Here is a 20,082-nt window from a genome sequence, read left to right on the forward strand (position 1 = left end):
AATTTGGCCTTTCAGTGGCCCTCAGCCAAAAGGATCGGAACTTTGAAGCTTTCGACCAAAGGACGCTATGCGATGGTTGCGCTCGCAGATCTGGCCATGGCGCAGGCCGGGCCGGAGGGGGGCGGGCTGGTCTCGCTCGCCGAAATCTCCAAACGGCAGAACATCTCGCTCTCCTATCTTGAGCAGCTTTTCGTCAAGCTCCGCCAAGCCGGGCTGGTCGAAAGCGTGCGCGGGCCGGGCGGCGGCTATCGCCTCGCGCGCAAACCGGCAGAGATCCGCGTGTCCGAGGTGCTGGAAGCGGTGGATGAAACCGTCAGCGCGTTGCACACCGGGGCAGGGGCCAAGGGCGCCGTTTCGGGCTCCAAGGCGCAAAGCCTCGTGAACCGGCTGTGGGAGGGGCTCTCGGCCCATGTCTACGTTTACCTGCACCAGGCCACGCTTGAGTCGGTGATCCAAAAGCCCATGGCCACATGCCCGGCCGTGCCCGATTTCTTTCTGGTGGTCGATGAGGAACAGGCGGAGGCCGAAGCGTGAGTTCTGCGCCCCGCCAAGGCAAGTTCACCGCAAATGTGGTGACCCCGTTGGTAACCGGGGCTGCGCCCTTCGTGCGGCGTTTCTCTGACTCCGCCGACACCGTCGGCATGGATGAGGGCTTGTCGCTGCAATACCTCCACCGCCGGGTGGCTGAAGGGGTGAACGCGCGGCGGCGTGCGTCTTGGCTGTTTGGGCGGCTCTACAACGCGATGACCGGGTCCAATCCTGCACAGGTCGAGTTGAGCGGCGCAGTGCTGCTGACGGTAACGCGCGTATTGGGGCATGACCGCCCCGAGGGCGTGGTTGCGGCCAGCCGGCTCTCCTTGCCGCTGGAGGCCGCCGAGCGTCTGTTGGCTGATTATACCGCCGCGGTGAAAAGCCGGGGGCTCGTGGCATGAGCCGAACCTACCTCGATTACAACGCCACCGCTCCGCTTCTGCCGGAGGCCGGCGCCGCGATGCTTCAGGCGATGGAAATTGCGGGTAACCCCTCTTCCGTCCACGCCGAAGGCCGCGCCGCCAAGGCTGCGGTCGAGCGGGCGCGCGCACAGGTGGCGGCGGGCGTTGGCTGCAAGCCGCAGGAGGTCGTTTTTACCGGTGGCGCAACCGAGGCCGCGCAGGTTCTGGCCGGTGGCGCGGTGGTGGATCCCACCGCCCATGATGCGCTCTGGGCCCACAACGCGCCCGAGGGCCGGATCTACGCGATGGGGCTGGCCAACAGCGAAACCGGGGTGATCTCGGAGGTGCCGCAGGAGCGCCCCTGCGAGTTGCTGCTGCTCGACGTAACCCAGGCCGTGGGCCGCATCCCCTTCGCCTTCGGATGGTCGGGCGCCGATCTGGCGATCCTCTCGGCCCACAAGCTGGGCGGCCCCAAGGGCGTGGGCGCCCTGATCGTCCGTGAAGGGCTCGACATTGCACCGCTGCTTAAGGGCGGCGGGCAGGAAATGGGCCGCCGCTCCGGCACCGAAAACGTGATTGGAATCGCGGGCTTCGGGGCTGCGGTTGAAGTGGCGCAAAAGCGGCTAGAGGCGGGCGATTGGGCGCGCGTCGCGCAGGTCCGCGACAAATTGGAAGCGATGGTGGAAGAGGCCGCGCCGGAAGCCATATTCGTAGGGCAAGAGGCCAGTGACGGCCCGGGGCGCCTGCCCAACACCAGCTGCTTCGCCCTGCCGGGCTGGAAGGGTGAGACCCAGGTGATGTCGATGGACCTTGCCGGTTTTGCTATCTCCGCTGGCTCCGCCTGCTCCTCGGGCAAGGTGAAAGAAAGCCGGGTGCTCCGCGCCATGGGGTTTGATGAGCCGACCGCCCGCTCGGCCATCCGGGTCTCGCTGGGGCCGGACACAACCGAAGAAGATATCGCCCGCTTCGCCAAGAGCTGGGCCGCCGCCTACAGGAAACACCAGGCGCGGGTCGCGTGAAGAACGCACCCCAAGCCGTTGAAAGGAAAGACGATGAACGATCTTGACGTGAAAGAAGGCGTGGACGCCGAAACCGTTGAAGCCGTGAAGGCCATGGGGGCCTACAAATACGGCTGGAACACCGATATCGAGATGGATTTCGCCCCGATGGGGCTGAACGAAGAGATCGTCCGCCTGATCTCCGCCAACAACGGCGAGCCGGAGTGGATGACCGACTGGCGTCTCGAAGCCTACCGCCGCTGGCTGCAAATGGAAGAGCCCGACTGGGCCATGGTCGACTACCCCGAGATCAACTTCCAAAACCAGTATTACTACGCCAAACCCGCTTCGATGAAGGAGAAGCCCAAGTCGCTTGACGAGGTCGATCCGGCGCTGCTGGCCACCTACGAAAAGCTCGGTATCCCGCTGAAAGAACAGATGATTCTGGCGGGCGTCGAGGGGGCCGATGAGGCTCCGGCAGAAGGCCGCAAGGTCGCCGTCGATGCGGTGTTCGATAGCGTCAGCGTGGGCACCACCTTCAAGGCCGAACTCGCCAGCAAGGGCGTGATCTTCTGCTCCATCTCCGAGGCCATCAAGGAGCACCCTGAGCTTGTGAAGAAGTATCTCGGCTCGGTCGTCCCGCAGGCCGACAACTTCTATGCCTGCCTCAACTCGGCGGTCTTCTCGGATGGCAGCTTCGTCTACGTCCCCCCCGGCGTGCGCTGCCCGATGGAGCTTTCCACTTACTTCCGCATCAACGCCGAAAACACCGGCCAATTCGAGCGCACGCTCATCATCTGCGACAAGAACGCCTACGTGAGCTACCTAGAAGGATGCACCGCGCCCCAGCGCGACACCTCGCAGCTGCACGCCGCCGTGGTCGAGATCGTGGTGATGGACGACGCCGAGGTGAAGTATTCCACCGTGCAAAACTGGTTCCCCGGCGACGAGAACGGCAAGGGCGGCATCTACAACTTCGTCACCAAGCGGGCCGATTGCCGCGGCGACCGCGCCAAGGTGATGTGGACGCAGGTGGAAACCGGCTCTGCCGTGACCTGGAAGTACCCCAGCTGCATTCTGCGCGGTGACGAAAGCCAGGGCGAGTTCTACTCCATCGCCATCACCAACAACATGCAGCAGGCCGACACCGGCACCAAGATGGTCCACCTCGGCAAGAACACCCGCAGCCGGATCGTCTCCAAGGGCATCAGCGCGGGCAAGGCGCAAAACACCTATCGGGGCCTCGTCTCGATGCACCCCAAGGCCAAGGAAAGCCGCAACTATACCCAGTGCGACAGCCTCCTCATCGGCTCCGACTGCGGCGCCCACACCGTGCCCTACATCGAGGTCAAAAATAACAGCAGCCGCGTTGAGCACGAGGCCACCACATCGAAGGTGGACGACGACCAGCTCTTCTACTGCCGCCAGCGCGGCATGGACGAAGAGGAGGCCGTCGCGCTCGTGGTCAACGGCTTCTGCAAAGAGGTGCTGCAAGCCCTGCCGATGGAATTCGCCATGGAAGCCCAACAGCTTGTGGCGATCTCGCTGGAAGGGTCGGTGGGGTGACACACGATCAACTCGCCTCAGCTTTGAAGCAGATGTGGGAGGCGGCCCCGGATGGTTCGAGAACTCCACAGATGCATCTCTTCGGAATTCGCTATGCGAGAGAACTTGAAGGGATGACCATTCGCGAACTGGGCGAGATCGCCGAAAGCGCTGTTCTGAAGGCCAGCTACGGTACGGAGCTTTCCAAAATGGTGAAGCTCGCTGAATTCGTGTCGGAGAAGTGAAATGATCACCACCACCACCCCCTCCGTCGAGGGCAAGTCCATCACCGGCTACAAGGGCATCGTCACCGGCGAGGCCATCCTTGGGGCCAATATCTTCCGTGATCTCTTCGCTGGCATCCGCGACATCGTCGGCGGGCGTTCGGCGGCCTATGAGCAGGAGCTGGGCAAGGCCCGGATGACCGCCCTGCGCGAGATGGAAGAGCGCGCCGCCGAGCTTGGCGCAACAGCGGTGGTCGGCGTCGATCTCGACTATGAGGTCATCAACAACATGCTGATGGTCTCGGCCTCCGGCACCGCTGTCACCCTCTCATAAACAAGGCCGCCCCATGCTTCCCTCCGCCTCCAACAGCCCCCGCTTGCGGCTCGCCCCGCCGGCATCGGCGCGCATCCCCCGGGATGTCGCGGGCGGAACTGTGCTGGCGGCAAATCCGGCGGTGGCCCGCGTCTCGAAATGGGGCCAAGAGGGCCGAAATGTGTCGCTCACAGGGTCGCCTCGTCCTCGTTTCGTGACGTCCAAACCAAAATCCCGCCCCAATCGTTTGGTAAACAGTTCGTTAACGCGAGAGTTGAACACCGAGGCACCCAGGGGTCGTGGCAAACACCGAAACCTTCCAGAACCGGATAAAACGGATCAACAAGGGCAAGCAGTGGGCGCCCGATGGGGTCGTGCACACGCCGGTGCAGGCACAGACCCGCAAGGGGCGTCACGGGCCGATCGCGCGGTTTTTTCACACGGTTTCGCTGCCCATGGCCTTTGGTATCGGCCTGATCGCCATGAGCATCGCCCGCTATGCCCGCCTTGCGGTCAGCGGTCTGCCCGAGGGTGGCAATGTGCTGACAGAAACGCTGCTGATAGATGCGGTTCTGGCTCTGGTCCTCAGTTTCGTTCTGGCCCAGATCGTTTCGATGCGCTCGATTCCGCAGGTCATCGTGTCCGCCCTCGGCGTCTCTGCCGGGGCAATGACAATGCATATGGCGGTGCATCGCGCGCCCGATCTCTTCATGCAGGTCTTCGGCCCGGCCTGGGTGAATGCGGTGGTCACCACGACCGACCCAAACATGGTGCTCTACGGGCACCTGCTGCAGCGCCTGCCGGTGTAACCGCAGCGCCCGGCCCGGCCGGCAACGGCCTATCGAAATTCGCACCGGCTCACAAGCCGGCACTCACACACACCCGGCGCCCCTTCGGGCGGTCGGGCATCCGCATATGAAAAGGTAAGAAAATGTTGGAAATCAAAAACCTCCACGTCAAACTTGAAGAAGAGGACAAGCAGATCCTCAAGGGTGTCGACCTCACCGTCGAAACCGGCAAGGTGCACGCCATCATGGGCCCCAACGGCTCTGGCAAATCCACGCTCTCCTATGTGCTCGCAGGCCGTGAAGGCTATGAAGTCACCGAAGGCAGCGCGATCATGGAGGGCGCCAACCTTCTGGAGCTCGAAACCGAAGAGCGCGCCGCCGAGGGTCTGTTCCTCGCCTTCCAATACCCGGTCGAAATTCCGGGCGTCAGCAACATGACCTTCCTGCGCACCGCCGTAAACGCGCAGCGCAAGGCGCGTGGCGAAGAAGAGATGAGCGCAACCGATTTCCTCAAGGAGGTGCGCGCGCAGGCCAAATCCCTCCAGATCGACGCCGACATGCTGAAGCGCCCGGTCAACGTGGGCTTCTCCGGCGGCGAGAAAAAGCGCAACGAAATCCTGCAAATGGCCATGCTGGCTCCCAAGATGTGCATCTTGGACGAAACCGACTCCGGCCTCGATGTTGACGCCATGAAACTGGTGGCCGAAGGCGTGAACGCGCTGCGCTCCGAGGGCCGCAGCTTCCTCGTCATCACCCACTACCAGCGCCTGCTGGATCACATCAAACCCGATGTGGTGCACATCATGGCCGATGGCCGCATCGTCAAAAGCGGCGGCCCCGAGCTGGCGCTTGAGGTTGAAAACAACGGTTACGCCGACATTCTGGCGGAGATGGCCTGATGGCAGTGCAATCCCGAAAAGACGTCATGGCCGCCGACCGCCGGGCACAGGCAGAGGCCCGTCTGGCCGCTACGCCCATGCCCGCCGCCGCTGGCTGGTCTGCCGCGCCGCGCCAAGAGGCTCTGAGCCGCCTCATCGACCTCGGCCTGCCGCATCGGCGCGATGAGTATTGGAAGTTCACCAACCCGACCACGCTCAGCCAGCCCGAGCCGGTCGAGGCCGCCACTTTCGATCCGCAGGAAACCCTGATCTTCGGCGATGTCGACAGGCTGCACCTCACCTTCGTCGATGGTGTGTTCGATCCCGATGCCTCCGACAGCCTCGAAGGCGAGGGGATTGAAATCGCAAGGCTGTCCGAGGCCGAAGGTGCCGATATCCACTGGGCCCAAGGGCTCTATGGTGCGCTGGAGGCCCGTGGCCAAAGCCCCGTGGCCCGCCCGCTCGCCGCGCTCAACACCGCGCTGGCCACCGATGGCATCCTGATCCGCGCAACCGACGTGGTGAAGAAGCCGGTCCACATCACCTACCTGCACCAGCAAACCGCCTCCGACGCGATTCTGCATCACGTCATCAAGGTGGAAAAAGGCGCAGAGCTGACCCTGCTGGAAAACGGCCCCGCCGCAGCCCGGTTCAACAAGGTGATGGAGGTGGACGTGGCCGATACAGGCACCTTCCACCACATCCGCGCTCAGGGGCGCGATCACGAGCGCCGCGCGGCCAGCCACATCTTCGCCCGTCTCGGGGAAGAGAGCACCTTCAAGAGCTTCACCCTCACGGTGAATGGCGTGCTCACGCGCAACGAGGCGGTCATCGAATTCACCGGCGACAATGCCACCGCGCACATCGCCGGGGCCTGCCTTGGTGATGGCGCCTTCCACCATGATGACACGGTCTTCATCACCCATGACGCGGTAAACTGCGAAAGCCGGCAGGTTTTCAAAAAAGTGCTGCGCAACGGTGCGGTCGGCGTGTTCCAAGGCAAGATCCTCGTCAAGGAAGGCGCCCAAAAGACCGACGGCTACCAGATCAGCCAGTCGCTTCTGCTGGATGACGACAGCCAGTTCCTCGCCAAGCCGGAGCTGGAGATCTACGCCGATGATGTCGCCTGCTCCCACGGCTCCACCACCGGCGCGATCGACGAAGACTCGCTGTTCTACTTCCTCTCCCGCGGCATCCCCCGCGGCGAAGCCGAGAACCTGCTAGTGCTGGCCTTCGTCGCCGAGGCCATCGAAGAGATCGAGAACAAGGATCTCGCCGAAGAGCTGACCGAGCGCCTCGCGGCCTGGCTCGAACGGCACCGCGGCTGAGAGGGCAGGGGCGATGGCCGTCACCACCAATATTCTGGCGAGCTGGCGCGCCCCGCGCGCCACGCTGCGCCGGATGCTTGCCGCCGGTCAGCGTGAAGACCGGGCGCTGATGCTGCTTATGGCTGGCTGCCTCGTGATCTTCGTGGCGCAATGGCCGCGCCTCGCGCGTGATGCCGAGTTGGCCCAGCGGCTGGGAGAAGAGGCCGAGCAGCCCCTGCAAATGCTCATCGGTGGCACCCTGCTGGCCTGGCTCTTCATCATGCCCATCGTGTTCTATGCCCTTGCGGCGCTCTCCCACCTTGCGCTCAAACCCTTCGGCGGGCGGGGCACCGGCTACGGCGCGCGGCTGGCCCTGTTCTGGACGGTGCTCGTCGTCTCACCTCTGATGCTGCTCTACGGGCTCACCCGGGGCTTCATCGGCGAGGGGCCGGAGGCCACGCTGGTGGGGGCGCTTGTCGTCATCGGCTTCTTCGCCCATTGGGCGATCTGCCTCACCGAGGCCGAATTCGGCGCAGCCGCAAACGGAGCAACAGCATGACAAATGCGCCCAGCCTGCTGAAACTGCTTGAGCTTTCCGCCCGCCGCCCGCGCGAGGCAATGGAAACCGTGAAGGCGCTCCAGCTGTCCTCTCCGGTCGCCTGGCAGGTCTTCGCACTGGTGCTGGTGATCGAGCTGATCTTTGCCCAGATCCTCGGCCTCATGCTCGGCCCCGTAGAGGTGCCAGACGGCGCGCTTGGCCCGGCACTCGCCCTCAACCCGATCCTCCTCGGAGCCATTCAGGGCTGCCTGCTGGTGCTCATGGTCTTTGGCATCCACTGGGTCGGCCGGGCCTTCGGGGGCACCGGGCGGCTCGAAGATGCAATCCTGCTGATGGCGCTGCTGCAATTCGCGCTCGTCGTCCTTCAGGCCATCGAGATCCTGCTGATGTTCATCATACCGGCCCTAGCTGCCGGTGTGCTGCTGTTCAACATCTTCGCCTTCTTCTACCTGCTCACCAGCTTCACCACCGCGCTGCACGGCTTCACCAAGCCGCCGCTGGTGTTTCTGGGCATCCTCCTCACCGGTCTCGGGGCCATCTTCGGCCTCTCCATCATCCTTTCCATCATCCTCGCCGCCGCAGGCGTCACCCTTCCCGGACTCCCGACCAATGTATGACGTCTCCACAATCCGCGCCGATTTTCCAATCCTCGCCCGCGAGGTCAACGGCAAGCCCCTGAGCTACCTGGATAACGGCGCTTCGGCGCAAAAGCCCCGCGCGGTGATCGAGGCCGTCACCCGCGGTTACGAGATGGAATATGCCAACGTCCACCGTGGCTTGCACTTCCTCTCCAATCTGGCGACCGACAAGTATGAGGCCGTGCGCGGCAAGGTGGCCCGCTTCCTCGGCGCCACGCGCGAAGAAGAGATCGTTTTCACCAGCGGCACCACCGAGGGCATCAACCTCGTCAGCTACGGCTGGGCCGCTCCCCGTTTTGAAGCGGGCGATGAAATCGTGCTCTCGGTCATGGAGCATCACGCCAACATCGTGCCTTGGCACTTCCTGCGTGAACGGCAGGGCGTGGTGCTGAAATGGGTCGAGCCCGAGGCCGACGGATCGCTCCCGGCGCAAAAGGTGATCGACGCCATCGGCCCCCGCACCAAACTCGTCGCCGTCACCCACATGTCCAACGTGCTCGGCACCGTGGTCGATGTGGCCGCCATCGCCAAGGCGGCCCGCGAGAAGGGCGTCGCCACCCTCATCGACGGCTCCCAAGCGGCGGTGCACATGCCCGTCAACGTCGAGGAGATCGGCGCCGACTTCTACGCCATAACCGGCCACAAGCTCTATGGCCCCTCCGGCTCCGGCGCCATTCACATCCGCTCCGAGCGCATGGCAGAGATGCGCCCCTTCATGGGCGGCGGCGACATGATCCGCGACGTGGGCCGCGACGTGGTCACCTACACCGACCCGCCGATGAAGTTCGAGGCCGGCACGCCTGGCATCGTCAGCACCATCGGCATGGGCGCCGCGCTCGACTACATGATGGACCTGGGGATGGAAAACATCGCCGCCCATGAAGCCACCCTGCGCGACTACGCGCGTGAAAAGCTCTTTGGCCTCAACTGGTTGACGGTGCAGGGCGATGCGCCGGGCAAGGGCGCCATCTTCTCCTTCACCCTCGAAGGCGCAGGCCACGCGCATGACATCTCCACCGTGCTCGACAAGCGCGGCGTGGCGGTGCGCGCTGGCCACCACTGTGCCCAGCCGCTGATGGAGCATATGGGCGTCTCCGCCACCTGCCGCGCTTCTTTCGGGCTCTACAACACCGAAGAAGAGGTGGATCGGCTGGTCTCCGCGCTCGAACTCTGCCACGAGCTTTTCGCCTGATTGCGACATTCGGGGTCGTATTCAGGCCATCACCTGCTAGTCTTGCCGCATTGCAGCAAGACAAGAGGCCCCAATGGCGCTGACCGAAGCCAACGAAATCTCCGAAATTGCCTTCGGCTTCATGGGCTCAAAGGCGCTCTTTGCGGCCATCGGTGAGGATGTGTTCAGCCACCTCGCCACCGGCCCCAAGACCGCCGCCGAACTTGCCAGCGCCACAGCCCTCGATCCCCCGCGCGCCGAAACCTTGCTGACCGCGCTCGCCGGGCTGGGGCTGGTGACGGTCGCCAATGGTCGCTTCGCCAATTCCCCCGCCGCCGAGAGCTTTCTGGTTCGCGGTGCCAAATACGACTTCTCCGACTATCTGCACCGTCAGGTCGCCCAGCAGATGTATCCGCTGATGGACCAGATCGAACAGGCGCTCACCGGCACCCTCCCGAAAGAGGCCACCGCCTCCTACGCCCAATGGTTCTCTGATCCGGAGGAGGCGCGGCTCTATTCCGAAAGCCAGCACGCAGGCTCACTCGGTCCGGCGCGGCAAATGGCCAAAATGCTCGATCTCTTCGGCGCGCGGCACCTGCTCGATATCGGCGGCGGCACCGGCGCCTTTGCTATCACGCTCTGCCGCGCCAACCCCGAGCTAACGGCCACCATCGTCGACTTTCCCAATGTCGCCGCGCTCGGCAAGGCCTATGTCGCCGAGGCCGGGCTGTCAGATCGGATCTCCTATATCGAAGGCGATGGCCGCGAAGATATCTGGCCGCGCGAGAATGACCTCGTCCTGATGTCCTATCTCTTCTCAGGCGTCCCGGCAGAGGCCCACGCCGGCCTCATCTCCCGTGCCTTCGCCCACCTCGCCCCCGGCGGGCGCTACCTGATCCACGACTTCATCGTTGAGGCCAACCGCACAGGCCCCAAGCTCGCCGCCCTCTGGCAACTCCAGCACACCGCCTTCACCCCCGAGGCCCGCTCGCTCGACGCGGGCACCCTCGCAAACCAACTGGGCGAAGCAGGCTTCAAGGCCGTCACGGTGGCCCCGCTGATCCCGAAGATGACCATGCTCGCGCAGGCCAGCCGCCCCTGAAATTCCCGATTGCGGCAGCTGGGCGGGCCAGCTATACGAACCCCCACGCGGACCCATAGCTCAGCTGGATAGAGCGCTGCCCTCCGAAGGCAGAGGCCAGAGGTTCGAATCCTCTTGGGTCCGCCAGATCTCCCACTCACTTGCCAAAATAAACCGCGCCCTCAGGCGACCGGGCGTTGCGCTTCGCTTGGGGTCTCTCTGATGCGGCTCATAAGCTCGCGGTAATCGGGCCGCTCCAGCAGGGCCTTGGCGCGATTGCGGTGCCACGAGAGCGCGGCCTCGTGGAGGCTGCGCAGTTCGGGATCCTTCAGCAATTCGCTCACCGCATCGCGCAGGCCGGGCAGCTGGGTGAAGCTGTCGTCCATCACATCGTTGCGGTTGAACTTATTCCAGTAGCGCATCGCGTTTTCCAGATCCAACCCCACCGGCGGCGCCCCCTTGATGGGGTTGGCATTGCCCCGGTCGCGCTGCACCAGAAAGCCCTGATAAGAGCGGATCGTGTAGTGCGCCACATCCGCAAGGCCAAACCCCGCCAGCATTGGTGACAGCGCCTTGAACGGCGAGGCAATCCTCTCGCGGGGCAGCGATTCACCATCGCCGTTCACCCAAGTGACCCGGTCAAGGTCTTCCTCGGCAATGACGGGGGCGTTGTTGTGGAACTCCTTCCACCCAAAGCCCCCGGTCGCGAGATATTTCACCGGGCTCCGGTTCGTTTCGCTCGCACCGCGATAGCGAAAGGTCTCTGTCACCAGCTTCCCCTCGGGCGCAATCTCGTCAACCCAGCCGCAGCCAAAGGTATGCAGCGACAGGGTGATCGCATCGGCGCCCGGCAGCGCGTTGGCCAGGTCTTCCACGCGGCCCTTGCCGGTTTTGATGCGCAGAAATTCGTCCGCATCGAGGTTGGTCACCCAGTCCGACCGGCGCAGGCGGCCCATCTCGTTGACGTAGCGGATCAGCTCGATGTGGTGGCGCGGATTCTTCATCCGCACCGAGGGGTTGGGCATGTGGCGAAGCAGGCCCATCTCGTCCAGCCGGTCCAGAATATGGTCGGTCCCGTCGGTGCAGTCGTTGGTGAAGACCATCATGTCGTTGATGCCGATCGCACGATTGTGCGCCACCCATTCAACAATGTATGGCCCTTCGTTTTTCATCGGGGTGATCGAGGTGACGCGCATGATGTCGCTGCTCCTGGCTACTCTCGCCACGCGTGGTGCCGCGGGTCTTCGGGCCAGCCTACACGAGCGCAGGGCAGGGGGCCAAGGCAGGGCGGGGCCGCGCGGGGTGTATTCGCGCAGGCCCCGGGCATTGGCGCAACATCAGCTCAGCCCGCAAGCACCTCGGCGGCAATTTCAAAGCTGCGCAGCCGGGCGGCGTGATCGTGGATTTGCCCCGTCAAAATCACCTCATCGGGCGCGTAGCGGGCAATCAACGCGTCCAGCTTGGCGGCAACGCTCGCCTTGCTGCCCACCGCGCTCACCTTCAGCGCCTCCTCCACCATCGCCAGTTCTGCCGGGCTGGCGATTGCGGCAATGTCCTCCACGGGCGGCGGCAGGTATCCCGGTGTGCCCCTGCGCAGGTTGAGGAATGCCTGCTGCATCGAGCTGCGCAGCCGCACGCCTTCCGCATCCGTATCGGCGGCGAAGACGTTGATCGCCAACATGAAATACGGCTCAGGGTGTGCCTGCGATGGGCGATAGTTGCGCCGGTAGGTGGCCAGGGCGTCATCCAGCGCGCCGGGGGCAAAATGCGAGGCAAAGGCATAGGGCAGGCCAAGGTGTGCGGCCAGTTGCGCGCCGAACAGCGAAGAGCCCAGCATCCACACCGGCACCTGCGTGCCCGCGCCCGGCACGGCCCGCACCTTCTGGCCCTCTTCGGCCTCGCCAAGAAAGCCGATCAGGTCCACCACATCCTGCGGAAACTCATCGCCCCCCGAAAGGCCGCGGCGCAGGGCGCGGGCGGTGGCCATATCGGTACCCGGGGCGCGGCCAAGGCCAAGGTCGATGCGGTCGGGGTAGAGCGTCGCCAGCGTGCCAAAGGCCTCCGCGACCATCAGCGGCGCGTGGTTGGGCAGCATGATGCCGCCCGCGCCAACCCGAATGCTCTGGGTTGCGCCCGCCACATGGCCAATCAGCACCGCCGTTGCCGCGCTGGCGATGCCCACCATGTTGTGATGCTCCGCCAGCCAGTAGCGCCGGTAGCCCAAGGCCTCGGCGTGGCGTGCGAGGGAAACGGTGTTGGCGAGCGCCTCGGCGGTTGTGGCGCCTTTGGGCACCGGCGCGAGATCAAGCACGGAAAAGGGGGTCATCAGCTGGCCTTCTGTTGCGTCGCCCGCAATCTAGGGCCACCCGGGGCAAGGGCAACGCGCCCGGGCAAAGCGATGCTCAAAATGAAAACGCCCGGTCGAAACCGGGCGTGTTTTCAGCGAGTTGCAAGGGCAGGGGTCTTAGCCGCCCCAAGTGCGCACCACGCCGCAATCCATATGCACGAAGTTCGAGCCGTGGTATTTGCCAACACCGCCCGCGCGGCAGGCTGCGGCGGCACGCGCCACCTGATTCACCGACCGGGAGTTCAGCCGCAGGTCAGCGGCCTGGCCCTTGAGGTGCAGCGAGTTCTTGGCCACGCCGGAGGAGCGAGAGCGCAGCATCCGGTTGGTCGCCGGCGAGCGGTAGCCCGAGAGCAGCATGTAGGGCTCGCGAACGTCCAGCAGGTTGTGAGCGGCGGCGATGATGTCGAGGGTGCGCGTATCAATCGCCTTCACCTCGTCGCGGCGCCAGTCCCGCATGAAGTAGTTCACTTCCTTGATCGAGTCGCGAATGTAGTCGCCTTCGATCCAGTAGATCGCATCCATGCTTTCGCCGGTGCGGCCGTTGTACATCTTGAGGCGGCGAATATCGCCCGCGCCCCGAAGGAACCCAGCGGCCTTGGAATACGTTGGTGCAGCAACAACGGCTGTGGCAGCAAATGCCCCAAGCAGCCCGCGCCGCGAGATTTTGGAAGATCCTGTCTCGGTCGTCATGCCTGTCCCCGTGCCCCTGGTCGCCTTTTCGGCTGACCGCGTTGTCATCTCATCCCCAGATGCAGGATTTTTATGCCACAAAGCGATTCTCCGGCCAAGACGCAATTCTGTCGCGCCACGATTTCGGGCCCGAATAAGCAGGAAATTGCTTAAAATGTCGTTGCTTGTGCCCGCAAAAAGTCCGCCGGGCGGCGCGACTTTGGCGCAACAGCCGGATGCGCCATCTTTTGGCCCCAATCTGCTGATTCGAAACGGTATTTTTCTCCCGCCCCTGTTGCAGTCCTGCCAAACTGCCCCGCAGACGACTCAAATGTGAATCGACATTCATGGAAGCATCGGCAATCTCAAGGTAACGATATTGCTGAACACACGCTTAGTCCCGAGGACGATATGACCCTTCGCAAGACGTTGCGCCCCGCGCACGCCGGCCTTACCGCCCTTTTCATTGGATGCGCCGCCCTTACCGCCCTTCCGCAGCCCGCTCAGGCCACCGAAACCTCTTCTTTCGAGGTCACCGCCTTCAAGCAGGCCGTGGCCGAGGCCGCCGCGCGCAACGAGGGTGTTGCCGCCTTCTACCGTGCCCGCAACTACGCTCCGCTCTTCACCGGCGAGGCCGACGGCGCACGCCGCGCGGCGCTGCTGCGGGCGCTGGAAATGGCCGATGATCATGGTCTTCCCTCCACCCGCTACGAGCCCGCAGAGCTGCGCGCCGCCTTCGGGTCCGCCCGCTCGGTGCGCGATCTTGGCCGCGTCGAGGTTCTCGCCGCGCAGATGCTGGTGCAATTCTCGCGTGACCTGCAATCCGGCGCCACCGAGCCCCGCAAGATAGATAGCGGAATCGTCCGCGACATTCCCCGCCGCGCGCCCGACGCGCTGCTCGCCGCCTTCGCCAAGTCCGAGCCCACCCAGTTCTTCCGCACCCTCATGCCCCGCACGCCCGAGTATGTGCGCCTCATGCGCGGCAAGCTGGAGTTGGAAAAGACAGTCGCCCGTGGCGGTTGGGGCCCCGAGGTGCAGGCCAAGGCGCTGGAGCCCGGCCAGCAGGGGCCCGCCGTGGTGCAACTGCGCAACCGGCTCATCGCCATGGGCTACATGACCCGCTCGGCAAGCCAAAGCTATGACACCGCCATCACCCGCGCCGTCCAGACCTTCCAGATCGACCATGGCCTCAACCCCGATGGGGTGGCCGGGCCGGGCACGATCTCTGCCATCAACGTCTCGCCGGTCAAACGCCTGCAATCAGTGATCGTCGCCATGGAGCGCGAGCGCTGGCTCAACCGCCCGCGCGGCAAGCGCCACGTGCTGGTGAATATCCCCAACTTCAAGGCCCAGATCATCGACGACGGCAAGGTCACGTTCGAAACCCGCTCGGTGGTGGGCAAGAACGTCCCCGATCAGCGCACGCCCGAGTTCTCCGACGTGATGGAGCACATGGTCATCAACCCCACGTGGAACGTGCCGCGCTCCATCGCCACCAAGGAATATCTGCCGCTCCTGCAACGCAATCCCCACGCCGTCGGCCACCTCCGCGTGATCGACCGCCGGGGCCGCGTGGTGCCGCGCGGCGCTGTCAACTTCCGCGCCTACAACGCCCGCAACTTCCCCTTTGCCATCAAGCAGCCGCCGTCGCGCAGCAACGCGCTCGGTCTGGTAAAGTTCATGTTCCCGAACAAGCACAACATCTACCTGCACGACACGCCCTCCAAGAGCCTTTTCAAGCGTGATGTCCGTGCCTTCTCCCACGGCTGCATCCGGCTGGCAGATCCCTTCGATTTCGCCTACGCGCTGCTCGCCGTTCAAACAGACGACCCAAAGGGGGCCTTCCACTCGCGCCTGCGCACCGGGGCGGAAAGCCTTGTCAAACTTGAGGCCCAAGTGCCCGTGCACCTGATCTACCGCACAGCCTTCACCCAGCCGAAAGGCCAGATGAACTACCGCAATGACATCTACGGCCGCGACGCCCGGATCTGGAATGCCCTTGCCGACATGGGGGTAAAGCTGCGCGGGGTCGAAAGCTGATCGCGTGACCTCACTCCGCATAGAAGACATCGCCATCGCCCTCGGAGCCCGCTTCGAGGGCGATGGTGCATTTACCGTTACCCATGCCGCCGAGCCCGCGCGCGCTGGGGCCGATGCACTGGCCCTTGCGATGGACCCGAAGTTCGCCGCCGGGCTGGGGCAGGGGGCCGCAAAGGCGGCGATGGTCTGGGAGGGGGCCGATTGGCAGGCGATGAACCTGACCGCGGTCATCTTCGCGCCCCGCCCGCGCTACGCCATGGCCGGGCTCACCGCCATGCTCGACGCGGGGCCTCGCATCGCCCCCGGCATCCACCCGTCTGCGGTGATCGACGAAAGCGCCCAGATCGGTGAAGGCGCGGCCATCGGCCCGCTCGCGGTGATCGGGGCAGGGGCCGTGATCGGCCCCAACGCCCGCATCGCCGCCCATGTCTCCATCGCCGAGGGCGCACAAATCGGCGCAGACTGCCTGCTGCGCGAAGGCACCCGCATCGGCCATTCCGTCACCATCGGTGACCGTTTCATCGCCCAGCCCGGCGCGGTCGTCGGCGGCGACGGCTTTTCCTTCGTCACGCCCGAGGCCGGGGCCGTCGAGGCCGTCCGCAGCACGCTGGGCGAGCGGGGCGAGGCCCGCCAGCAAGCCTATGCCCGCATCCATTCCCTCGGCGGCGTGATCATCGGCGATGACGTGGAACTCGGCGCTAACTCCTGCATCGACCAGGGCACCATCCACCCCACCGAAATCGGCACCGGCACCAAGATCGACAACCTCGTGCAGGTCGGCCACAACGTGCGCACCGGGCGCGATTGCTTGCTCTGCGGGCAGGTCGGCATCGCCGGCTCTACCCGTCTGGGCGATCGCGTTGTTCTGGGCGGCCAAGCGGGCGTCACCGACCACCTCGATATCGGCGATGATGTCATCGCCGCGGCGGGCACGCTCCTGCGCACCAACCAGCCCAAGGGCCGCGTGATGCTCGGCAATCCGGCCATGGAGATGAAAGCCAGCATCGAAGCCTACAAGGGCCTGCGCCGTCTGCCAAAGCTTCATAGAGACGTTACAGAACTGAGAAAGAACCTTTCCAAACAAGACCCGAACACATAAATGAACAACGGAGCGTAAGAGACAGGTGGGCGGTATGTCGGACGCAGTGAAAGACAAGGTCATCGAGATCATCGCAGAGCAGGCCGTGCTCGACACATCCGATGTGAAGATGGACAGCACCCTCGAAAGCCTCGGAATCGACAGCCTCGGGCTGGTCGAAAGCATCTTCGCCATCGAAGAGGCCTTCGACATCCAAGTGCCCTTCAACGCCAACGAGCCCTCCGAGAGCGATTTTGATATCTCCTCGGTCGCGGCCATCGTTTCGGCGGTGCAGGGGCTGGTCAAGGAACAGGCGGCCTGAACGGGCGCATCTGCAAGGCAGGCCAATGAAACGCGTTGTCATCACCGGCATGGGCACGATCAATGCCCTGGGCAAGACCGTGCCCGAAACCTTCGCCGCAATGGCCGAGGGCAAATGCGGCATCGCCCCCATCAACATCCGCGACGTCGAGCGCCTCTCGGTGCAGATCGGCGGGCAGGTGCGCAACTTCGATCCCGAAGCGCATTTCAACCGCCAGCAAATCGCGCTCTATGACCGTTTCACCCAGTTCACCATGCTCGCCGCCAAAGAGGCGCTCGGGCAGGCGGGGCTGGAGTTTCACGGGTTGCTGGCCGACGAGGCCGGGGCCATCTTCGGCACCGCCGGCGGCGGGGTGAACACATGGGACGAAAACTACCGCACCGTCTATGAAGATGGCAAAAACCGCGTGCACCCCTTCGTCGTCCCCAAGCTGATGAACAACGCCGCCGCCTCCCATGTCAGTATGGAATACAACCTTAAAGGCGCGAGCTATTCCGTCTCCACCGCCTGCGCCTCCTCCAACCACGCGATGGGGCAGGCCTTCCATATGGTCCGTTCCGGCGCCTCCCGCGCGATGGTCACCGGCGGGGCCGAGGCCATGCTCTCCTTTGGCGGGGTGAAGGCCTGGGAGGGGCTGCGGGTGATGAGCAAAGACGCCTGCCGCCCGTTCTCGGCCAACCGCAACGGCATGGTGCAGGGCGAGGGCGCGGCGGTCTTCGTCTTCGAAGAACTCGAACACGCCAAGGCCCGCGGCGCCGAGATCATCGCCGAGGTGGTCGGCTTCGCCATGAGCTCGGACGCCGCCGATATCGTCATGCCTTCCAAACAGGGCGCGGCGCGCGCGGTCCGTGGCGCACTGCGGGATGGCAAGATCAACCCCGAAGAGGTGGGCTACATCAACGCCCACGGCACCGGCACGGCAGCCAACGACAAGACAGAATGCGCCGTGGTGGCCGACGTCTTCGGCTCCCACGCCGACAAGCTGATGATCTCCTCCACCAAGTCGATGCACGGCCACCTGATCGGCGGCACCGGCGCGGTGGAGCTTCTGGCCTGCATCATGGCTCTGCGCGACGGGGTGATCGCCCCCACCATCGGCTATCAGGAGAACGACCCGGAATGCGCGCTCGATGTGGTGCCCAACGAGGCCCGCGATGCCAAGGTTAAAACCGTCCTCTCCAACGCCTTCGCCTTCGGTGGCCTCAACGCCGTGCTCGCCCTGCGCAAAGCGCCCTGACCGCTAAACTGCCCTTCGGCCCTTGCGGTCCCTATCGTAGCCCGTAGGGTGGGCAATCTGCCCACAAACCCTGCGAAGAGGGGCCGAAAGGCCCCGATGAGCTGCCCCCGGAGCGCCCGATGCACCCGCGCGATGACCCGCCCGTCCCGAAAGCCCTCGCCGCCGTCCTGCGCGGTCCGCCCGGCACACGCGAGCTGCTGATCTTCCGCCATCCGCTCACCGGCGACCAACTCCCAAAAGGCACCATCGAGCCCGGCGAAGACCCTTCCTCGGCAGCCATCCGCGAGCTGCATGAAGAATCCGGCCTGCGCCTCGCCGCGCCCAGGGCCATCGGCACGTGGCACCGCCCATGGGAGGAGGGCTATACCGCCCCCCAGCTCTGGCACCTCTTCACCTTCGAGGCGCCGCCCGACCTGCCCGAGGCCTGGGACCACGTGGCCGAAGGCAGCCCCGCCGAAGACGGCCTCATCTTCTCCTACCGTTGGGCGCGGCTCACCCCGGCACTGGCACAGGCCATGCGCCCACTCTTTGCGCCCGCCGTCCTGCGGATTCTGCAGGCCGACGCGGGTTAGGCTAGGTTTCCCACCCGGCATTCTGCAAAACCACGCGATAGCCATCGGCATCCTCGTAGCTGCGGCCCTGCCGGTCCCAATAGGGGTTGAACGCCACCACCGGCGCGTAGCCCGCCGCTTCCATCCGGGCACAGGCCCTTCGCCACGCGGCGCCATCCGGCAGGTAGAAGACAAGCAGGTTGTCCTGCCCCGGTGCCCGCCCGGCCGAGTGACCTGCCTTGCGCGTAAACTCCAGATGATAGGGAAAGCCCCGATGCCCCAGCATCACGCCGTCAAACCCGGCGTGATCGGTAAACTGGGCCAGCACCTCAAGCCCAAGCCCGTCACGGTAAAACCGCAGCACCGCTGCGATGTCATCGGTCGGGCGGGCAACCCGCAGGATCGGGGCGATGTGGGGGCTGTCTGTCATTGCGGGCTCTCCGGCAGCGAAGGTTTCGCCCATCCTGCGCCCTCAAGCGCCCTTGAGGGCAAGCCCCTTTTCCAACGCAAAACGCCGCCCCGAAGGGCGGCGCTGCCTGGGCCTCTAATGGCCTCTCAGTTCAGTTGTTCAGCGCGGCCAGCGCGTTGAACCCGGCGGTGAAGCCGGAGAGCGAAACCTTCAGGCGCACCCGCTCGTCCGGGGCCCCGGCGGGCACCAGCGTCAGCGTGGCCGCGCTGCCGGCCTTGAAGCCGTTCACATCCGCCTGGCTCATGCCAATCCGCGACACGCAGCCAATCCGGGTGCAGAAGGTGTAGGGGTAGCGACGGCCCTGACCGCCATCCACCGAAAGGGTGATCTGCTCGGTCAGCAGGGTCTCAAGCGGGGTGACGATATTGGCACCGGCCACGGCCTGCCCGCCTGCGGGGAGGGCAAAGAGGTTGATCTCGGCCACCGAGTTGCCCTGCTCGTCGTTCAGCAGTTGGTAAAGCTGGCACTGCTCGGGCTGATCTTCGGCGGGTTTGGCGCAGCGCAGCTGCCAGTCGCCGTGGGTTTCCTTGGTATAGGGAGCGCCGGGCTGTGCGGCGGCGGCCTCCTGGCCCTCGGGGGTGCCCATGTTCAGGTCAGAGCCGGGGGCCGGCGCTTCGCCGGTGGCCTCTTCTGCCTCACCGGTGGCAGCCTCTTCGGTTGCCTCGGCCGCGCCCTCTGCGGGCGCTTCGGTGGTGGCTTCCTCAGCGGGGGTTTCTTCGGTCGCGGCGTCCTGTGCCCAGAGGGGCGTGGCGGCGATCATTAGCGCCAGAAAACTGGCTTTCGTCAGGTTCTGCATGGTCCTCAACAACCTTCTCGCATTCTGAATTTCGTGGGGCCGTCTAGCACAGGGCGCAGGGGATGTCAGGGAGAAAAGCGGAGCCGCTGACGGGGCTGTGAACACGCCCGCGAGGCGCACGGCAACGCCGCGCCCGACC

22 protein-coding genes and 1 tRNA gene are annotated in these 20,082 nt (G+C 64.8%); 18 read left to right on the top strand and 5 right to left on the bottom strand.

The features are described from left to right. Positions 1-42 precede the first annotated feature (42 nt). The 13 genes from FHY55_RS10235 (at position 43) to FHY55_RS10295 (ending at position 10,581) form a co-directional block, all read left to right on the top strand. On the top strand, positions 43-534 hold the full coding sequence (locus tag FHY55_RS10235) for an Rrf2 family transcriptional regulator (RefSeq protein WP_140014095.1): 492 nt from the start codon (positions 43-45) through the stop codon (positions 532-534). Beyond that, positions 531-932 carry a hypothetical protein gene (locus FHY55_RS10240; protein ID WP_140014096.1) on the top strand — a complete coding sequence of 134 codons (402 nt, stop codon included), beginning with the start codon at positions 531-533 and terminating at the stop codon, positions 930-932. The genes FHY55_RS10235 and FHY55_RS10240 overlap by 4 nt, the downstream gene beginning before the upstream one ends. Beyond that, positions 929-1,951, top strand: a complete 1,023-nt coding sequence (locus tag FHY55_RS10245) for a cysteine desulfurase family protein (protein ID WP_140014097.1) — start codon at positions 929-931, stop codon at positions 1,949-1,951. Before FHY55_RS10240 ends, FHY55_RS10245 begins: the two co-directional genes overlap by 4 nt. Positions 1,952-1,984: 33 nt before the next feature. Next, on the top strand, positions 1,985-3,496 hold the full coding sequence (sufB, locus tag FHY55_RS10250) for a Fe-S cluster assembly protein SufB (protein ID WP_140014098.1): 1,512 nt from the start codon (positions 1,985-1,987) through the stop codon (positions 3,494-3,496). 225 nt (positions 3,497-3,721) lie between these two features. Next, complete coding sequence (locus FHY55_RS10255; protein WP_140014099.1) at positions 3,722-4,033, top strand: heavy metal-binding domain-containing protein; 312 nt, start codon at positions 3,722-3,724, stop codon at positions 4,031-4,033. Positions 4,034-4,311: 278 nt separating this feature from the next. Then, a complete protein-coding gene (locus FHY55_RS10260) occupies positions 4,312-4,821 on the top strand; it encodes a hypothetical protein (protein WP_140014100.1) in 510 nt (169 codons plus the stop codon). Between the two features lie 122 nt (positions 4,822-4,943). Continuing rightward, positions 4,944-5,699, top strand: coding sequence for a Fe-S cluster assembly ATPase SufC (gene sufC, locus FHY55_RS10265; protein ID WP_140014101.1), 756 nt, complete (start codon positions 4,944-4,946; stop codon positions 5,697-5,699). Next, the gene (gene sufD / locus FHY55_RS10270) at positions 5,699-7,006 is read left to right on the top strand and encodes a Fe-S cluster assembly protein SufD (protein ID WP_371706922.1); all 1,308 of its coding nucleotides are present in this window, start codon (positions 5,699-5,701) and stop codon (positions 7,004-7,006) included. The genes sufC and sufD overlap by 1 nt, the downstream gene beginning before the upstream one ends. Positions 7,007-7,019: 13 nt before the next feature. After that, positions 7,020-7,544 (top strand): YIP1 family protein, encoded by a 525-nt coding sequence (locus FHY55_RS10275; RefSeq protein ID WP_140014102.1) that lies wholly within the window; start codon positions 7,020-7,022, stop codon positions 7,542-7,544. After that, positions 7,541-8,161 (top strand): Yip1 family protein, encoded by a 621-nt coding sequence (locus FHY55_RS10280; protein WP_140014103.1) that lies wholly within the window; start codon positions 7,541-7,543, stop codon positions 8,159-8,161. Before FHY55_RS10275 ends, FHY55_RS10280 begins: the two co-directional genes overlap by 4 nt. Beyond that, entirely contained in the window at positions 8,154-9,374 is a 1,221-nt protein-coding gene (locus tag FHY55_RS10285) for a cysteine desulfurase (protein ID WP_140014104.1), read from the top strand. The genes FHY55_RS10280 and FHY55_RS10285 overlap by 8 nt, the downstream gene beginning before the upstream one ends. Before the next feature lie 73 nt (positions 9,375-9,447). Beyond that, a complete protein-coding gene (locus FHY55_RS10290) occupies positions 9,448-10,455 on the top strand; it encodes a methyltransferase (RefSeq protein ID WP_140014105.1) in 1,008 nt (335 codons plus the stop codon). 49 nt (positions 10,456-10,504) lie between these two features. Next, a tRNA-Arg gene (locus FHY55_RS10295) sits at positions 10,505-10,581 on the top strand. A 35-nt stretch (positions 10,582-10,616) separates the two neighbouring features. Here the strand turns inward: FHY55_RS10295 and FHY55_RS10300 are convergent. The 3 genes from FHY55_RS10300 to FHY55_RS10310 all read right to left on the bottom strand — a co-directional run bounded on the left by FHY55_RS10300 (position 10,617) and on the right by FHY55_RS10310 (position 13,471). Beyond that, positions 10,617-11,630: a glycosyltransferase family 2 protein gene (locus FHY55_RS10300; RefSeq protein WP_140014106.1), complete on the bottom strand. Its 1,014-nt coding sequence runs from the start codon at positions 11,628-11,630 to the stop codon at positions 10,617-10,619. Between the two features lie 146 nt (positions 11,631-11,776). Then, positions 11,777-12,760 carry an LLM class flavin-dependent oxidoreductase gene (locus FHY55_RS10305; protein ID WP_140014107.1) on the bottom strand — a complete coding sequence of 328 codons (984 nt, stop codon included), beginning with the start codon at positions 12,758-12,760 and terminating at the stop codon, positions 11,777-11,779. A gap of 138 nt (positions 12,761-12,898) precedes the next feature. Further along, a complete protein-coding gene (locus FHY55_RS10310; protein WP_140014108.1) occupies positions 12,899-13,471 on the bottom strand; it encodes a DUF882 domain-containing protein in 573 nt (190 codons plus the stop codon). Between the two features lie 390 nt (positions 13,472-13,861). Between FHY55_RS10310 and FHY55_RS10315 the strand changes: the two genes are divergently transcribed. The 5 genes from FHY55_RS10315 to FHY55_RS10335 all read left to right on the top strand — a co-directional run bounded on the left by FHY55_RS10315 (position 13,862) and on the right by FHY55_RS10335 (position 18,699). Then, positions 13,862-15,490, top strand: a complete 1,629-nt coding sequence (locus FHY55_RS10315) for a murein L,D-transpeptidase (protein WP_140014109.1) — start codon at positions 13,862-13,864, stop codon at positions 15,488-15,490. A 4-nt stretch (positions 15,491-15,494) separates the two neighbouring features. After that, complete coding sequence (gene lpxD, locus FHY55_RS10320) at positions 15,495-16,589, top strand: UDP-3-O-(3-hydroxymyristoyl)glucosamine N-acyltransferase (RefSeq protein ID WP_371706923.1); 1,095 nt, start codon at positions 15,495-15,497, stop codon at positions 16,587-16,589. 34 nt (positions 16,590-16,623) lie between these two features. Next, a complete protein-coding gene (locus FHY55_RS10325) occupies positions 16,624-16,890 on the top strand; it encodes an acyl carrier protein (RefSeq protein ID WP_140014110.1) in 267 nt (88 codons plus the stop codon). A 25-nt stretch (positions 16,891-16,915) separates the two neighbouring features. Continuing rightward, entirely contained in the window at positions 16,916-18,127 is a 1,212-nt protein-coding gene (locus tag FHY55_RS10330) for a beta-ketoacyl synthase (protein ID WP_140014111.1), read from the top strand. A gap of 119 nt (positions 18,128-18,246) precedes the next feature. After that, positions 18,247-18,699 (top strand): NUDIX domain-containing protein, encoded by a 453-nt coding sequence (locus FHY55_RS10335; RefSeq protein ID WP_140014112.1) that lies wholly within the window; start codon positions 18,247-18,249, stop codon positions 18,697-18,699. A 1-nt stretch (position 18,700) separates the two neighbouring features. Here the strand turns inward: FHY55_RS10335 and FHY55_RS10340 are convergent, their stop codons facing one another. Then, positions 18,701-19,108 (bottom strand): VOC family protein, encoded by a 408-nt coding sequence (locus tag FHY55_RS10340; protein WP_140014113.1) that lies wholly within the window; start codon positions 19,106-19,108, stop codon positions 18,701-18,703. 130 nt (positions 19,109-19,238) lie between these two features. Beyond that, positions 19,239-19,943, bottom strand: a complete 705-nt coding sequence (locus FHY55_RS10345) for an invasion associated locus B family protein (protein WP_140014114.1) — start codon at positions 19,941-19,943, stop codon at positions 19,239-19,241. Between the last annotated feature and the right edge of the window lie 139 nt (positions 19,944-20,082).

Origin of the sequence: Oceanicola sp. D3 (genome assembly GCF_006351965.1) — a bacterium.
Taxonomy (GTDB): Bacteria; Pseudomonadota; Alphaproteobacteria; order Rhodobacterales; family Rhodobacteraceae; genus Vannielia.

Bases quoted from the DNA above. Each gene is read 5' to 3' on its own strand.
- FHY55_RS10245 (WP_140014097.1), top strand. From the start codon at position 929: ATGAGCCGAACCTACCTCGATTACAACGCCACCGCTCCGCTTCTGCCG.
- sufB (WP_140014098.1), top strand. From the start codon at position 1,985: ATGAACGATCTTGACGTGAAAGAAGGCGTGGACGCCGAAACCGTTGAA.
- FHY55_RS10255 (WP_140014099.1), top strand. From the start codon at position 3,722: ATGATCACCACCACCACCCCCTCCGTCGAGGGCAAGTCCATCACCGGC.
- sufC (WP_140014101.1), top strand. From the start codon at position 4,944: ATGTTGGAAATCAAAAACCTCCACGTCAAACTTGAAGAAGAGGACAAG.
- sufD (WP_371706922.1), top strand. From the start codon at position 5,699: ATGGCAGTGCAATCCCGAAAAGACGTCATGGCCGCCGACCGCCGGGCA.
- FHY55_RS10275 (WP_140014102.1), top strand. From the start codon at position 7,020: ATGGCCGTCACCACCAATATTCTGGCGAGCTGGCGCGCCCCGCGCGCC.
- FHY55_RS10280 (WP_140014103.1), top strand. From the start codon at position 7,541: ATGACAAATGCGCCCAGCCTGCTGAAACTGCTTGAGCTTTCCGCCCGC.
- FHY55_RS10285 (WP_140014104.1), top strand. From the start codon at position 8,154: ATGTATGACGTCTCCACAATCCGCGCCGATTTTCCAATCCTCGCCCGC.
- FHY55_RS10290 (WP_140014105.1), top strand. From the start codon at position 9,448: ATGGCGCTGACCGAAGCCAACGAAATCTCCGAAATTGCCTTCGGCTTC.
- FHY55_RS10300 (WP_140014106.1), bottom strand. From the start codon at position 11,630: ATGCGCGTCACCTCGATCACCCCGATGAAAAACGAAGGGCCATACATT.
- FHY55_RS10305 (WP_140014107.1), bottom strand. From the start codon at position 12,760: ATGACCCCCTTTTCCGTGCTTGATCTCGCGCCGGTGCCCAAAGGCGCC.
- FHY55_RS10310 (WP_140014108.1), bottom strand. From the start codon at position 13,471: ATGACGACCGAGACAGGATCTTCCAAAATCTCGCGGCGCGGGCTGCTT.
- FHY55_RS10315 (WP_140014109.1), top strand. From the start codon at position 13,862: ATGACCCTTCGCAAGACGTTGCGCCCCGCGCACGCCGGCCTTACCGCC.
- FHY55_RS10325 (WP_140014110.1), top strand. From the start codon at position 16,624: ATGTCGGACGCAGTGAAAGACAAGGTCATCGAGATCATCGCAGAGCAG.
- FHY55_RS10330 (WP_140014111.1), top strand. From the start codon at position 16,916: ATGAAACGCGTTGTCATCACCGGCATGGGCACGATCAATGCCCTGGGC.
- FHY55_RS10335 (WP_140014112.1), top strand. From the start codon at position 18,247: ATGCACCCGCGCGATGACCCGCCCGTCCCGAAAGCCCTCGCCGCCGTC.
- FHY55_RS10340 (WP_140014113.1), bottom strand. From the start codon at position 19,108: ATGACAGACAGCCCCCACATCGCCCCGATCCTGCGGGTTGCCCGCCCG.
- FHY55_RS10345 (WP_140014114.1), bottom strand. From the start codon at position 19,943: ATGCAGAACCTGACGAAAGCCAGTTTTCTGGCGCTAATGATCGCCGCC.